This window comes from Streptomyces sp. DSM 118878, assembly GCF_052936595.1.
The window spans coordinates 5,989,370-6,005,109 of the sequence record NZ_CP193622.1 but is presented as its reverse complement, the minus strand read 5'-3'; the positions used below and the strand labels follow the sequence as shown (position 1 = coordinate 6,005,109).

General features: G+C 73.0%; 7 protein-coding genes. 6 read left to right on the top strand and 1 reads right to left on the bottom strand.

The features are described from left to right. The first annotated feature begins 78 nt into the window (after window positions 1-78). The 6 genes from ACRAKF_RS26790 to glgB all read left to right on the top strand — a co-directional run bounded on the left by ACRAKF_RS26790 (window position 79) and on the right by glgB (window position 13,368). Complete coding sequence (locus ACRAKF_RS26790; protein ID WP_447040101.1) at window positions 79-2,625, top strand: protein kinase domain-containing protein; 2,547 nt, start codon at window positions 79-81, stop codon at window positions 2,623-2,625. A gap of 56 nt (window positions 2,626-2,681) precedes the next feature. Then, on the top strand, window positions 2,682-4,988 hold the full coding sequence (locus tag ACRAKF_RS26785; RefSeq protein WP_447040100.1) for a protein kinase domain-containing protein: 2,307 nt from the start codon (window positions 2,682-2,684) through the stop codon (window positions 4,986-4,988). 398 nt (window positions 4,989-5,386) lie between these two features. After that, window positions 5,387-7,408, top strand: a complete 2,022-nt coding sequence (locus tag ACRAKF_RS26780; RefSeq protein ID WP_447040099.1) for an alpha-1,4-glucan--maltose-1-phosphate maltosyltransferase — start codon at window positions 5,387-5,389, stop codon at window positions 7,406-7,408. Next, on the top strand, window positions 7,405-9,123 hold the full coding sequence (gene treS / locus ACRAKF_RS26775) for a maltose alpha-D-glucosyltransferase (RefSeq protein ID WP_447040098.1): 1,719 nt from the start codon (window positions 7,405-7,407) through the stop codon (window positions 9,121-9,123). Before ACRAKF_RS26780 ends, treS begins: the two co-directional genes overlap by 4 nt. A gap of 115 nt (window positions 9,124-9,238) precedes the next feature. After that, entirely contained in the window at window positions 9,239-10,684 is a 1,446-nt protein-coding gene (locus tag ACRAKF_RS26770; protein ID WP_447040097.1) for a maltokinase N-terminal cap-like domain-containing protein, read from the top strand. A 26-nt stretch (window positions 10,685-10,710) separates the two neighbouring features. Beyond that, window positions 10,711-13,368, top strand: a complete 2,658-nt coding sequence (gene glgB / locus ACRAKF_RS26765) for a 1,4-alpha-glucan branching enzyme (RefSeq protein WP_447040096.1) — start codon at window positions 10,711-10,713, stop codon at window positions 13,366-13,368. Between the two features lie 32 nt (window positions 13,369-13,400). Here glgB and ACRAKF_RS26760 read toward each other — a convergent pair whose 3' ends face one another. Beyond that, window positions 13,401-15,638: a HelD family protein gene (locus ACRAKF_RS26760; RefSeq protein WP_447040095.1), complete on the bottom strand. Its 2,238-nt coding sequence runs from the start codon at window positions 15,636-15,638 to the stop codon at window positions 13,401-13,403. Window positions 15,639-15,740 lie beyond the last annotated feature (102 nt).

The following is a 15,740-nucleotide window of genomic DNA, read 5'->3' as shown; positions in this document are numbered from 1 at the left end:
TCTGCGAGGAACGGGAATTGACGGCGGCACCACCCGGGGGGCGTGCGGATGATCGGCCAGTTGCGTGAGGCTTCACCCATGCGGGTGGGTCCCTACGAGACGGTGGGGCGGCTCGGGTCCGGAGGCATGGGCGAGGTCTTCCTCGCCACGCCGGACTCCGCGTCCCCCGGGCACTACGAACCGGACGCCCTCGTCGCCGTGAAGGTGATCCGCAGCGACATCGCGGGCGACCCCGCCTTCCGTGCCCGGTTCCGGCGCGAGATATCCGTGGCGGCCTCGGTGCGCAGCCCGTACGTCGCGCGTCTCGTCGACGGTGACGCCCAGGCCGCGGAGCCGTGGCTCGCCACCGAGTACGTCGCGGGGCCCAACCTCGCGGAAGCCGTGCGGGGGCACGGTCCGCTGCCCGCCGGGGCCGTCGCCGCGCTCGGCGCCGGGCTGGCCCACGCGCTGGCCGCGGTGCACGGGGCGGGCGCCCTGCACCGTGACCTGAAGCCGGCGAACGTGCTGCTCGGCGCCGAGGGGCCCAAGCTGATCGACTTCGGCGTGGCGCGGGCGCTCGGGGCGACCACGATGACCTCGACGGGCCTGCTCGTGGGCACCCCCGGGTTCATGTCCCCCGAGCACGTGGCGGGCGGGCGGCACGTGGTGGCCGCCTCGGACGTGTTCTGCCTGGCCTCGGTCCTCGCCTACGCCGCCTCCGGCAGTGACCCCTTCGGGGACGGTCCGGTGGCCGCCGTCCTGTACCGGGTGTCGCGCGCCGAGGCCCGCCTGGACGGCGTGCCCGCGGAGCTGCGGGAGATCCTCGCCGCCTGTCTGGTGCCGGAGCCCGGCGACCGCCCGGCCCCGCGGGAGGTCGCCGCCCGGCTCACCGCCCTGGAGGGCCCGGCGGCCTCCCCCTGGCCCGCGGCCGTGGTCGCCGCCATCGAGGAAGTCGGCCGCGACGCCCTGCGGTTGTGCGCCACGGGCCGGCCGCTGCTGCCGCTCCCCGAGCCCCCGCGGGCGGCCACGCCCACCCCGACGTGGACGCCCACGCAGATCCCGCGGGAGCCCACGCGGACCCCGCAGGAGCCCGTCGCGCCCGCGGTGCACGGCCTGCCCACCATGAGCTCGGCCCCGCCCGCCGCCCCGGCCCCGCTCCCGGCCCCGTCCCGATCCCGGCGCCGCGCCCTCGCGGTGATCCTCGCGGTGGCCGTGGCGGGAGGCGGCGTCGGGGCGCTGCTCGCGCTGCGGGGATCCGACGGGGGCGAGGGGGGAGGCGGCTCCGGCGGCTCCGGCGGCGGCGAGGGGCCGCCCGGCGTCTCCGCGGCCCGGCTCGCCGCCACGGCGGGCGTCGACGCGACGGGCACGCAGGACAGGAGCGGCTCCGTCCCGCAGTACGAGGAGCAGCGCCCCAAGGGCTGGAAACCCTGGCGCGGCAGGTTCCGCCACGCGCCGATGAACTGCGCGGCCGACATGGTGGCCGTGGTCTGCCTCCTCACCGACGGCACCTACGAAGCGCTCAGCGCCTCCGACGGCCGCAGGCTGTGGACCTCCGACGGCCGCACGGCCGCCGAGCGCGAGACGGGCGCAGACGCGTACGTCGGGCCGTCCGGCGCCTTCTTCACCTCGGGGGACACGGTCGAGCCGCGGGTCCGCGGCGGTACGACCGTCGTCGGGCACCGGGGCGGCGCGCAGGTGCGGGACTCCGCGTCCGGCGAGGTGCGCTGGACGGCGAAGCCGTCGCCCGGGCACTTCATCACCTCCGTACTGCTCACCGCGGACCGGCTCGTCGTCAGCGAGGAGGGCGCCACGGACGCGGCCACCGGCCGGACACCGGACGGCGCGCGGCTGCGGGCGTACACGCGCGGCGGCAGGCAGGTGTGGAAGGAGCAGCTCAGCGCCGACACCCTCGCCATGGCCGAGAAGCAGCACTACATCGCGGAACTGGCCCACGGCGGCCTCATCTACGCCCAGTCGAAGGAGGGCGTCATCGCGATCGACGCGCGGCGCGGCGGCCGGGTGGGCGGCGCCTACGCCAAGGCCCAGTGCCTCTCCTTGAAGGCGGTCGGCGGCAAGATCCTCTGCGCCCAGCCGCTCGGCGACACCAGCGACCTGTCCGACCCCACGGACGACCCGCAGACCCGGGTGGTCCGCCTCGACCCGCGCACGCTGGCCCCCGGGAAGGCGTTCGGCTTCACGTCCCCGCCCCTCGGTGACGACGGCGTCGCGGGCACCGACCCTGTGGTGAGCGCCGTCGGGAAGCGGGCCGCGCTCGCGTACGACATGACGGGCGAGCGGCTCGTGGTGGCCGACCCGAGGAACGGCAAGGTGGTGCGCGAGGAGCGCATCTCGATCGCCGAGTACAGCATCAGGCACCCGGCACCGTCGGGACCGCTGCTCGTCGACGGCCGCGCGCTGTACGCCGACAACTCCGCCCTCCTCTCCGTCCCGCTGACCTCGTCGGGCAAGGCCCGCAGGACCCCGGTGCCCGGCGCCCCCGGCGACCGCGAGCCGAAGAAGTCCGTGGAGGGCGGCCTCGTGATCGCCGACACCCCGAAGCACCCGTGGCTGCTGCCGCTCGGCGGCGTCGCGACGGTCGTGTACGACGAGGGCACGGTGGTCTCCCTGAAGATCCCGCCCTCCTGAGCCGTCACCTCCCTCGCCCGTCCCTCTTCCGCGCCACCGCATCCCCAGGAGGAGCCTTGCTCGACCCCCTGTCCGGACCGCCGCGCCACGTCGGTCCGTACCGGCTGCTGGCCGTCATCGGCGCGGGCGGCATGGGCGAGGTGTATCTGGCCCGCGAGCCCCGGCCCGGCGCGCCCCTGGTCGCGGTGAAGACCGTGCGTCCCGACCTCGACATCGACCGCGACTTCCGGATCCGTTTCCGCCGGGAGATCGCGGCGGCGCGCGCGGTCTCCGGGGCCGGCACCGCGGCGCTCCTGGACGGTGACGCGGACGCCGCGGTGCCGTGGCTCGCGACGGAGTACGTCGCCGGGCCCTCCCTGGCCGAGACGGTGCACCGGTGCGGTCCCCTGCCGGTGGCGGCGGTGCGCGCCCTCGGTGCCGGGCTCGCCCGCGCGCTCGCGGCGGTGCACGCGGCCCAGGTGCTGCACCGTGACTTCAAGCCGGGCAACGTCCTGCTCACCCCCGAGGGGCCGAAGCTGATCGACTTCGGCATCGCGCAGGCCTTCGACGCGACGGCCCTGACAGCGGCGGGCATGATTGTGGGCACCCCGGGCTTCATGGCGCCGGAGCAGATCGAGGGCAGCCACGCGGTGGTCCCCGCCTCCGACGTCTTCGCGCTCGGCGCGGTGCTCGGTTACGCGGTCTCGGGGCGCGGCCCGTTCGACGACCAGGAACTGGCCGCGGTCATCTTCCGCATCTCGCGGGGCGACGCGGACCTGTCGGCCGTGCCCGAGGAGCTGCGCGAGGTGATCGCCGCGTGCCTGAGCCCGGCGCCCGGCGACCGCCCGAGCGCGGCGCACCTCGCCGACCTGCTGCTGCCCGGCGCCACCGCGGCCTCCGGCGTTCCCTGGCCGTCCCCGGTCCTGTCGCTCTTCGCCGAGCACCGCGAGGCGGTGGCGCGCTGCGAACGGGCGGCGGCCGCCGACGCCTTCGCCACCGCGCCCACCGTCGCACCCACCGCCCCCCTCGGCCCGCCGACCGTCACGCCGGTCGCCCGCCGCCGCCGGCCGTGGGTCGTCGCGGCGGCGGTGGCGGTGGCCGGGGTCGTGGTCACGGCGGTACTGCTGCCCGACGGGGACGGCGGCGGATCCGGCGGCGGCGAAGCCGGGTCCGGACCCACCGGCGGGGCGTCGAAGAGCCCCGGCGGGGCGGGACCGAAGGGCGCCACCGGGATCGTCACGCAGTACGGCGACGCGGGCCATACGGGCGAGTTCGGCGCCGCGAACCGCCCGTCCGACCGCCCCGCCGGCTGGAAGCCATGGACCGTGCGGCGCCCCCAGAACCTGGACGACAGGGGCTACGGCTGTGTCCTCGCGAAGTCGCTCCTGGTCTGCCGCGACGGCAAGGGTGCGGCGACGGCCCTGGACGCGGCGACCGGCGAGCGGCGCTGGACGTCCCCCGGCTTCCGCGTGGGCCCGGCCGGCCTCCAGGGCATCCAGGAGCTGCCGCCCGAGAGCGACGGCACCCGCGTCTACGTGCCGAGCGAGCGCGGCACCATCGCGGTCGACCTCGCGTCGGGCGCCGAGCGCTGGCGCAAGCCGCTGCCGGCGGGCACGGCGGTGATGGGCCTGGCCCACGCCGACGGGGTCGTCCACACCGCGGAGTTCGGCTTCCCGGACGAGGCCTCGGGTACGGGCGACGCCCGGGTGCGCGCCCGCCGCGCCTTTGACGGCCGCGAGCTGTGGAGGTCACCGAAGCTGCCGGGCAAGGTCACGGGCGCGATGCCGGTCAAGGACGGCCGGCTGTACGCGTCGCTGGAGGGCCACGGAGTGGTGGCCCTGTCCGCGAAGAACGGCACGGTCACCAGGAGAGCCCCCGACCAGTCCTGCCAGGGCCTCCAGACGTACCGCTCCTCCCTCATCTGCTGGGACTACGACACCGCCGGCATACGGGAGCTCGACCCCGTCACCCTGAAGCCGCGCCGCACCCTGGCGCCCGCCGGCGAACCGGCGCTGCCGCCCGTGGTCGGCGACGCGGGCGTCCTGGTCGTCACCACCGCCAACCCCGACGCGGACCATCCCGTCACGCACCACATGACCGCCTACGACTGGCGCACCGGCAAGCGGCTGTGGCGCCACGGAGCCCCCCAGGACGCGGTGGCCGTGGGGCTCGCGGGCAAGCGGGTGCTCGCCGTCGGGGCGTACGAGATGTGGGGCAGGAGCACGGACGACGACATCAACTCCTACCGCAGGAAGGACATCCCGCGGCCCGCGGGCGACGACGAGTACGACACCGCGTCACCGCTGGGCGCCCCCCTGTACGTGGGCGGGGTCCTGTTCTCGGCCACGCGCGACGGCAGGATCCTGTCGGGGTACGCGCCCTGACGCACCGGGGGTGAGATTCCGCCATACCTGCGGCGGGACCCCGCGGCCGGGCCGAGTGGATCAGTTCGGCCGAGTCCGGCGGTCCGGCACCGCTCCAGGGGCGCGAGGGCGGTCCGAAGCGCCTGCGCCCGCCGTCGCAAGGGCCCGTACCAAAAGGTGCACTTCTCGTCGCATCAAACCGTGCATTTTCGGACCAGCCGCGCCATTCACGGCAAGGCCGGTCTTGCATGGGCCGTTACGCACTAGTAGTTAACAAAGCGCCGGATTGTTCACCCGACGGGTGTGGGAAGGCTCCTCCGGTACGCACTCCGGCACATCCCCCGGCGCACACCGGCCGGTAGCACGGCGGTACCTCTCCCCACCCCCGTATCCGTGCACGCGGACAGGAGCGGTCAGACATGCCTTTAGGCTCAACCCCGCAGCCCACCATCCCCGTATTGGACGTCCGGCCGGCGGTCCACTGCGGCCGAAAACCGGCGAAAGCGGTTCCGGGAGAAACGTTCCAGGTGAGCGCGACGGTCTTCCGCGAAGGCCATGAGGCCGTCGCGGCCAATGTCGTCCTGCGTGATCCGGAGGGGCGCGTGGGGCCATGGACACCGATGCGTGAACTGGCCCCCGGCACCGACCGGTGGGGCGCGGACGTCACCCCCGACAGAGAGGGCCGCTGGACCTACGCCGTTGAGGCGTGGGGCGACCCGATGACGACCTGGCGGCACCACGCCCGGATCAAGATACCGGCCGGCATCGACACCGATCTGGTCCTGGAGGAGGGCGCCCGCCTCCACGAACGCGCCGCCGACGGCGTCCCGGCCGCCGACCGGCCCGCCGTCCTCGCGGCCGCCGAGGCCCTGCGCGACACCGGCCGCCCGGCGGCGGCCCGCCTCGCCGCCGCCCTCACCCCCCGGGTGAACGCGGCCCTCACCCGTCACCCCCTGCGCGAACTCATCACGTCCTCGCCGGAGTTCCCTCTCCTCGTGGAGCGGAGCCGGGCCCTCTTCGGCTCCTGGTACGAGTTCTTCCCGCGCTCGGAGGGTGCGGTGGTCAGCGAGGGCGCGCCGCCGGTCACGGGCACGTTCCGCACGGCGGCCGAGCGGTTGCCCGCCATCGCCGGGATGGGCTTCGACGTGGTGTACCTGCCGCCGATCCACCCGATCGGCGGCACGCACCGCAAGGGCCCGAACAACTCCCTCTCCCCCGGCCCGTACGACGTCGGCGTGCCGTGGGCCATCGGCTCCGCCGAGGGCGGCCACGACGCGGTCCACCCGGACCTGGGCACGATCGACGACTTCGACGCCTTCGTGGCCAGGGCGGCCGGCCTCGGCCTGGAGGTCGCCCTGGACTTCGCGCTCCAGTGCTCGCCGGACCACCCGTGGGTGGACAAACACCCGGAGTGGTTCCACCACCGGGCGGACGGCAGCATCGCGTACGCGGAGAACCCGCCGAAGAAGTACCAGGACATCTACCCGATCGCCTTCGGCCAGGACATGCCGGGGCTCGTCGCGGAGACCGTACGGCTGCTGCGGTTCTGGATGGGGCACGGCGTGCGGATCTTCCGCGTCGACAATCCGCACACCAAGCCCGTGGTGTTCTGGGAGGAGGTGATCGCCCGGATCAACGGCACCGACCCGGACGTCATCTTCCTCGCCGAGGCCTTCACCCGCCCCGCGATGATGCACACCCTCGCGGCCATCGGTTTCCAGCAGTCGTACACCTATTTCACCTGGCGCAATTCCAAGGAGGAACTCACGGAGTACCTCACCGAGTTGTCCCGCGACACCGCGCACTTCCTGCGGCCGAACCTCTTCGTGAACACCCCCGACATCCTGCACGCCTACCTCCAGGACGGCGGCCGCCCCGCCTTCGAGACGCGCGCCGTGCTCGCCGCGACGCTCTCGCCGACGTGGGGCGTCTACAGCGGATTCGAACTGTGCGAGAACAGGGCCGTGCGGGCCGGCAGCGAGGAGTATGAGAACTCCGAGAAGTACCAGCTACGCCCGAGAGACTGGGCAGGCGCGGCCCGCAGAGGCGAGACCATCGCCCCCCTGATCACCCGGCTGAACCGGATACGCCGCGCCAACCCCGCCCTGCGGCAACTGCGCGACCTGCACTTCCACTCCACGGACAAGGAAGCGGTGATCGCCTACTCGAAGTCCGCCGCCGACACGCACGGTTCGAACACGGTTCTGGTGGTCGCCAACCTCGACCCCCACCACACCCAGGAGGCAACGGTCTCGTTGGACATGCCGGAACTCGGCCTCGACCGGCACGAGACCGTGCCGGTGCGCGACGAGCTGACCGGCGAGACCTACCACTGGGGCAGGACCAACTATGTGCGCCTTGAGCCGGGCCGTGCGCCCGCGCACATCTTGCGCGTCCTGCGACCGTCCTCACCGTTGATCGGAGGGTCACCCACATCATGATCTTCAATGAGCCCGTCCAGGACACCTTCGAGGACACGCCGAGCAAGGACCGCGATCCCGACTGGTTCAAACGCGCGGTCTTCTACGAGGTCCTGGTCCGTTCCTTCCAGGACAGCAACGGCGACGGCATCGGGGACCTGAAGGGCATCACCGCCAAGCTGGACTATCTCCAGTGGCTGGGCGTGGACTGCCTCTGGCTCCCACCGTTCTTCAAGTCCCCCTTGCGCGACGGTGGTTACGACGTATCGGACTACACGGCGGTACTTCCCGAGTTCGGGGACCTGGCCGACTTCGTGGAGTTCGTCGACAGCGCCCACCAGCGCGGCATGCGCGTGATCATCGACTTCGTCATGAACCACACCAGCGACCAGCACCCGTGGTTCCAGGCCTCGCGCACCGACCCCGAAGGCCCCTACGGCGACTACTACGTCTGGGCCGACGACGACAAGCAGTACAGCGACGCCCGCATCATCTTCGTCGACACCGAAGCCTCCAACTGGACCTTCGACCCGGTCCGCAAGCAGTACTTCTGGCACCGCTTCTTCTCCCACCAGCCCGACCTGAACTACGAGAACCCGGCCGTCCAGGAAGAGATCATCTCCGCCCTGCGCTTCTGGCTCGACCTGGGCATCGACGGCTTCCGCCTCGACGCCGTGCCCTACCTCTTCGCCGAGGAGGGCACCAACTGCGAGAACCTGCCCCGTTCACACGCCCTGCTCAAGCGGGTGCGCGCGGAGATCGACGCGCACTACCCGGACACGGTCCTGCTCGCCGAGGCCAACCAGTGGCCGGAGGACGTGGTCGACTACTTCGGGGACTTCCAGAACGGCGGCGACGAGTGCCACATGGCGTTCCACTTCCCCGTCATGCCGCGCATCTTCATGGCGGTGCGCCGCGAGTCGCGCTACCCCGTGTCCGAGATCCTCGCGAAGACCCCGGCGATCCCGGCCGGCTGCCAGTGGGGCATCTTCCTGCGCAACCACGACGAGCTGACCCTGGAGATGGTCACCGACGAAGAGCGCGACTACATGTACGCGGAGTACGCCAAGGACCCGCGCATGCGCGCCAACATCGGCATCCGCCGCCGCCTGGCCACCCTCCTGGACAACGACCGCAACCAGATCGAACTCTTCACCGCCCTGCTGCTGTCCCTGCCCGGCTCCCCGATCCTCTACTACGGCGACGAGATCGGCATGGGCGACAACATCTGGCTCGGCGACCGCGACGCGGTGCGCACCCCCATGCAGTGGACCCCCGACCGCAACGCCGGCTTCTCCTCCTGCGACCCCGGACGCCTCTACCTCCCCGCGATCATGGACCCCGTCTACGGCTACCAGGTCACCAACGTCGAGGCCTCCATGTCCTCGCCCTCCTCACTCCTGCACTGGACCCGCAGGATGATCGAGATCCGCAAACAGAACCCCGCCTTCGGCCTGGGCACCTACACCGAACTCCCCTCCTCCAACCCCGCCGTCCTCGCCTTCCTCAGGGAAGCGCCGCCGACGGAGGAGGAGGGCGACGACCTCGTGCTGTGCGTTCACAACTTCTCGCGGTTCGCACAGCCCACCGAACTGGATCTACAGGCCTTCAACGGACGCCATCCCGTCGAGCTGATCGGCGGGGTGCGCTTCCCGGCCATCGGTGAACTGCCGTACCTCCTGACCCTCGCGGGGCACGGTTTCTACTGGTTCCGGCTGCGCCAGGAACCGGCGTAGGCTCCGGCAGCGCGAAGCCCGCGCGGGGCGGTTTCCACCGCCCCGCCCTGGGCACCCAACGCAGACCGGCACCCCCGCACACTGCCCTGTCCGCCACGCGGAAGGACGCGACGCCATGTCGGAAGCCGCCACCCGCCCCACCGCACACGCCAGCGCGCTGCTCGCCTCTCTCGACCCGCTCCTGCGCGAGTGGCTGCCACGGCAGCGGTGGTTCGCCGGGAAGGGCCGCCCCATCAGCGGCTTCGAGCCGGTGGCGGTGACGGAACTCCTGCCGCGCAGCTCCCCCGCGGGCCTGCTGCACCTGCTCCTGCGGGTCCACCAGCAGCCGCTGGGCCCCCCGCAGGACCCCGCCCCCGAGGGCACGTCGGCCGAGGGTCCCGGCGACTGCTACCAGTTGCTGATCGGCGTACGCCGCGCCCTGCCGCCGCACCTGGCCTCCACCTTCATCGGCCACGTCACCGAGGGCCCGCTCGCCGGCCGGACGGTGTACGAGGCGCTGCACGACCCCCGGCTCGCGGCGCTCCTGCTTGAGCGGCTGCGGATGCCGGGACGGCACGGCCCGCTGCGCTTCCAGCGCGACATGGGGGTGGAGATACCCAGCGGCCTCACCCCGCGCCCGCTCAAGGCCGAGCAGTCCAACTCCTCAGTCATATATGGAGATACGTTCATTCTGAAGCTGTACCGCCGGGTCGTGCCCGGCATCAACCCCGATCTGGAGCTCCCGCTGAGCCTGGCCCGGCAGGGCTGCGCACGGGTGCCGGCGCCCGCCGCGTGGTTCTCCGCGGAGCTCGGCACCGGCCCCGGCACGGCCGAGGGGGAATGCGGGCTCGGCGTGCTCCAGCCCTATCTCGCCGCCGCCGAGGACGGCTGGGAGCTGGCCCTGCGCATGCTCGCCAAGGGTGAGTCCTTCACCGGCGAGGCACGGGCGCTCGGCCGCGCCACGGCCGATGTGCACGCGGCGCTCGCCGCCGCCCTGCCCACCGTCACGCTGGGCCGGGCCCAGGTGCGGCAACTGGCCGACGCCATGGCCGAGCGGCTCGGCGCCGCCGCGCAGGCGGTCCCCGCGCTGCGGCCGTACGCGCCGGGGCTGCTCACCGCCTTCGAGGCGCTGGCCGACCTGGGCAGCGAGGGCCAGTCGTGGACCGCCCAGCGCGTCCACGGCGATCTGCACCTGGGACAGTGCCTGCGCTCCCCCGACGGCGGCTGGTCGCTCATCGACTTCGAGGGCGAGCCCGCCCGCCCGCTCGCCGAGCGCCGGCTTCCGCAGCCGACGGTCCGTGACATCGCCGGGATGCTGCGCTCCTTCGACTACGCGGCATGCTCCACCGAGCCGTGGGCTCCCGCGTGGGCCACGGAGTGCCGGGCCGCGTTCTGCGCCGGCTACGCCGACGTCTCGGGCCGCGACCCCCGCACCGACCCCGTACTCCTTCGGGCCCACGAGACCGACAAGGCGGTCTACGAAGTCCTCTACGAGGCCCGCCACCGCCCCGGCTGGCTCCAGGTCCCGCTGGCGGCGGTCCGCCGCCTCGCCGGGACCGGCTCCGCCGACGACGCCCTTTGACCACTCCTCCACAGGAGGCTCCTCCAGTGACCCGCCGCCCCCGCAAACCGTCCGACGAAGCCGCCGAGCGGCCGTCCGGCCCCCAGCACACCGAAGAACCGCAGGCCCACGAGGGCCCACCGACGCCGGGCGGTGCGCGCCCCGAAGCGGCCGGGAAGGCCGTGCCCGCCAAGACCACCGAGACCACCGAGACCACCGAGACCACCGAGAACGCGAAGCCGACCCGGCCCGCGAAGACCGCGAAGCCCTCCGCGACCGCCAGGACCACCAAGGCCGTCAAAGCGGCCGCCAAGAAGGCGGTGCCCGCCAAGGCCGTGCGGAGCGCCAAGCCGCCGAAGCCCCCGAAGGCCGCCAAGCCCGTGAAGAAGGCCGCGGCCGAGCGGCCCCTGAAGCCGGTGCCCGCCGCCCGCAGGGAGGGTGTGCCCTCGGTCAGGTCGCGTACCGTGCCAGCGGCCAGGGCCGAGTCCGTTCCCCCGCCGGGGCCCGCGCCCCTCGCCGCGTCACCCGTGCCCGGGGACGACCGCGTACGCCTCCTCGATGGCACCCACCACGATCCGCACGGCGTGCTCGGCGCGCACCCCGTCACCGGCGGCATCGCCTTCCGGGCGCTGCGGCCCTACGCCAAGGCCGTCTCGGTGGTCGCCGACGACCTCAGGGCCGAGCTGCGCGACGACGGCGAGGGTTTCTTCTCGGCGGTCGTTCCGCTGCCGGCCGCGCCCGACGACTACCGGCTCCACATCACGTACGACGACGCGGAGTTCGTCACCCACGACGCGTACCGCTTCCTGCCCTCGCTCGGCGAGTTCGACCTGCATCTGGTCGGCGAGGGGCGGCACGAGCGGCTGTGGGAGGCGCTCGGGGCGCGCCCGATGGTCCACCAGGGGGCGACCGGCACCCGCTTCACCGTATGGGCGCCGAACGCCCGCGGGGTGCGGGTCGTGGGCGGCTTCAACTTCTGGGACGGCACCGGTTTCCCGATGCGTTCGCTCGGCGGGAGCGGGATCTGGGAGCTGTTCGCGCCGTCCGTCGGCGAGGGCGAGCTGTACAAGTTCGAGATCACCCGGCCCGACGGCACCAAGACGCTGCGCGCCGACCCGCTGGCCCGCCGCACGGAGACGCCGCCCGCGAACTCCTCGGTCGTGCACGAGTCGCACCACGAGTGGCACGACCAGGACTGGCTCGCGCGCCGCACGGAACGTCCGGTGCACGAGGCGCCGTTCTCCGTCTACGAGGTGCACCTCGGCTCCTGGCGGCCCGGCCTCACCTACCGGCAGCTCGCCGAGCAGCTCCCCGCCTACGTGTCCGACCTGGGGTTCACGCACGTCGAGCTGATGCCCGTCGCCGAGCACCCCTTCGGCGGCTCCTGGGGCTACCAGGTCACCGGCTTCTACGCGCCGACGTCCCGCCTGGGCACCCCCGACGACTTCAAGTATCTCGTGGACGCGCTGCACCGCGCCGGGATCGGTGTCCTGATGGACTGGGTGCCCGCGCACTTCCCGCGCGACGACTGGGCGCTCGCCGAGTTCGACGGGCGGCCCCTGTACGAGCACGCGGACCCGGCCCGGGCGGCGCATCCGGACTGGGGCACCCTGGAGTTCGACTACGGCCGCACCGAGGTCCGCAACTTCCTGGTGGCAAACGCCAGTTACTGGTGCGAGGAGTTCCACATCGACGGCCTGCGCGTCGACGCGGTCGCCTCGATGCTGTACCTCGACTACTCCCGCGAGCACGGCGAATGGACGCCGAACGAGCACGGCGGCCGGGAGAACCTCGACGCCGTCGCCTTCCTCCAGGAGATGAACGCGACCGTCTACCGCCGTTCCCCCGGCGTCGTCACGATCGCCGAGGAGTCCACCGCCTGGGACGGCGTGACCCGGGCCACCCACCACCTGGGCCCCGGGGGCTTCGGCGGTCTCGGCTTCGGCCTGAAGTGGAACATGGGGTGGATGCACGACTCCCTCGACTACGTGACGAAGGAGCCGGTGCACCGCAAGTACCACCACAACGAGATGACGTTCTCGATGGTGTACGCCTACAGCGAGAACTACGTCCTGCCGATCTCCCACGACGAGGTCGTGCACGGCAAGCGGTCGCTGGTCTCCAAGATGCCGGGCGACTGGTGGCAGCGGCGCGCCAACCACCGCGCCTACCTCGGCTACATGTGGGCCCACCCCGGCAAGCAGCTCCTCTTCATGGGCCAGGAGTTCGCCCAGGGCGCCGAGTGGTCGGAGGGGCACGGCCCCGACTGGTGGCTGCTCGACCCGGCGTACGGCGCCGAACCCGACCACCGGGGCGTACGGGATCTCGTACGCGACCTGAACACGGTCTACCGGCGTGAGGGCGCCCTGTGGCAGCGCGACACGGACCCCGGCGGCTTCGCCTGGGTGGACGGTGACGCCGCCGAGGACAACGTCTTCGCCTTCCTGCGCTACGACAAGGAGGACGGCCCGCTGCTCGCCGTCTCCCACTTCTCCCCGGTGGTGCGGCACGCCTACCGCCTCGGGGTGCCCGACGGGTTCGGGGCCTGGCAGGAGATCCTGAACACCGACGAGGCCCGCTACGGCGGCGGCGGCGTCACCAACCCCGACCCGCTGAAGCCGGAGCCGGTGGCGTCGCACGGCCGTCCCGCGTCCCTGCGGCTGACGCTGCCGCCCCTGGCCACGGTGTGGCTCAGGCCGGCCTGAGCCTCAGGTCGGCCTGAGCCACGGGCCCCGAGCTACGCGAGCCGCTTGAGCGCGACCGGCAGCTCCTCGGCGTAGAGCACGCCGAGGCGCTGTGTGGCCCGGGTCAGGGCCACGTACAGGTCGCTGGTGCCGTAGCGCGCGGGCTCGACGACCAGGACCGTGTCGAACTCCAGGCCCTTCGCCTGACGCGGATCGATCAGCACGACCGGCCGCGTCAGGTCCAAGGCCTCCCCGGCCGTCACTCCGGGGAGCTGTGCGGCGAGCTCCGCGTGGAGCTCGCGGGGGGCGATCACCGCGAGGCGGCCCTCGTCCCCGGCCTCGGCGGACACCGCGTCGGCCACGGCCGCGGCGAGGTCGTCCGCGCGGCGGGCCCAGGGGCGCACCCCCGTGGACCGCACCGAGCTCGGCGGCCGGAAGCCGGGCTGTTCCGCGCGCGGCACCTCCGCCGCCACGTCCATGATCTCCACGGGCGTGCGGTAGTTGACGCCGAGCCGGGTGTACTCCCAGCGGTCCTCGACGTACGGCGCGAGGATCTTCTCCCAGGAGCCGCAGCCGCCCGCCTCCGCGGTCTGCGCCGGGTCGCCGACCAGCGTCATGGAACGGGTCGGGCTGCGCCGCATGAGCAGTCGCCACGCCATGGCGGAGAGCTCCTGGGCCTCGTCGACGATGATGTGGCCGAACGCCCAGGTGCGGTCGGCCGCCGCCCGCTCGGCGGCGCTGCGGTGGTCGGCCTCCTCCTGCCGCTCGGCCATCCGCTCGGCGTCGATGATGTTGTGCGCGAGCAGGATCTCGGCGTCGTCCTCGTCCTTGTCCTCGAACTCGTACGTCCGCGAGGCCCGCGACACGTCGAGGACGCCCTGCGCGTAGGCGATCTGCTCCGCACGCTCGGCCTCGGCGAGCGCCCGCTCGGCACTGTCGTCGTACCCGAGCAGCTCGGCGGCCTCGTCGAGCAGCGGGACGTCGGCCGGGGTCCAGGCGGAGCCGCGCGGGCGCCGGATCGCCGCCGCGTCCGCCTCGTCGAGGCCCGTCGGCTCCTCCAGGAAGTCGGTGACGAAGCCCTGCGGGGTCAGCGTCGGCCACAGCTCCTCGATCGCCGCGCGGACCTCGGCGCTCTCCGCGACGCCCTTGCCGAGCTGGGCGATGTCGTCGGGGCCGAGGAAGTTGGGACCGCCGTAGGGGTCGGCGCCGATGCGGTCGGCGAGCTGTGCGGTCAGCGCGTCGATGACACGGAAGGCGAAGTAGGGGCGGCCGAGGTTGTGCGGGACGTCGGCCTCGCGGGCCGCCTCGCGCGCCGCGTCGGCGATCGTCCAGTCCAGGATGAGGTCGCCGTCGTCGTGCTCGATGACCATCGCCTCGCCCGGCTCGGGGGTCCGCTGCCGGTCGCGGACCGCCGCGGCGAGGACGTCCGCCATCTGGGCGCGGCCCTTCACCTCGGCCGCCGCGGCGCTCTCGGTGCCGGTCGCCGTGACGCCGGGGAACAGCTCGCCGACCGTGGAGAGGAGCACCCCGGTCTCGCCGAGCGCGGGCAGGACCTCGCTGATGTAGCCGAGGAAGGCGGGGTTCGGTCCGACGATCAGCACTGCCCGCTTGGCGAGCAGCTCGCGGTGCGCGTAGAGCAGGAACGCGGCGCGGTGCAGCGCCACGACGGTCTTGCCGGTGCCGGGGCCGCCCTCGACGACCATGACACCGCTGTGCGGGGCGCGGATGATCCGGTCCTGCTCGGCCTGGATGGTCTGCACGATGTCGTGCATGCGGCCGGTGCGCGCCGAGTCGAGCGCGGCGAGCAGCACCTCGTCCGCGTCGGCGCCCTCGTGGCCGGTGCGCCGGTCGTCGCCGAGATCCAGGATCTCGTCGTGCAGGGCGGTGACCTCGCGGCCCTCGGTGGTGATGTGCCTGCGTCTGCGCAGGCCCATCGGGGTATGCCCCGTCGCGAGATAGAAGGGGCGCGCGACATCGGCGCGCCAGTCGATCACCAGCGGGGTGCGTTCGGTGTCCGACGCGCGGATTCCGATGCGTCCGATGTGGTGGTCGCGGCCGTCGCGGAATTCGAGCCTGCCGAAGCAGAGCCCGTTCTCCCCCGCGTTGAAGGCGGCGAGCAGCCCGGACTGCTCCGCCACCGAGACATCACGCTCAAGGCGCGCCTGGAGACCGGTCCCGACCTGCGCCAACGACGTCTGCACCGCGACCTCGGCCTCCTCGCGCAGTGCGTCCAGGCGCGCGTACAGTCCGGAGACGAATTGCTGCTCTTCCCGCAATTCCTCGCTTGACAATTCAGCCCCTTGCCGGTTACAGTGCTCTTATAGATATTCCCGCAGAAGCCGTCATGCCGCAAATGGACAGAGCTTCGCGAAAGAATCCACTATACGCAGAGA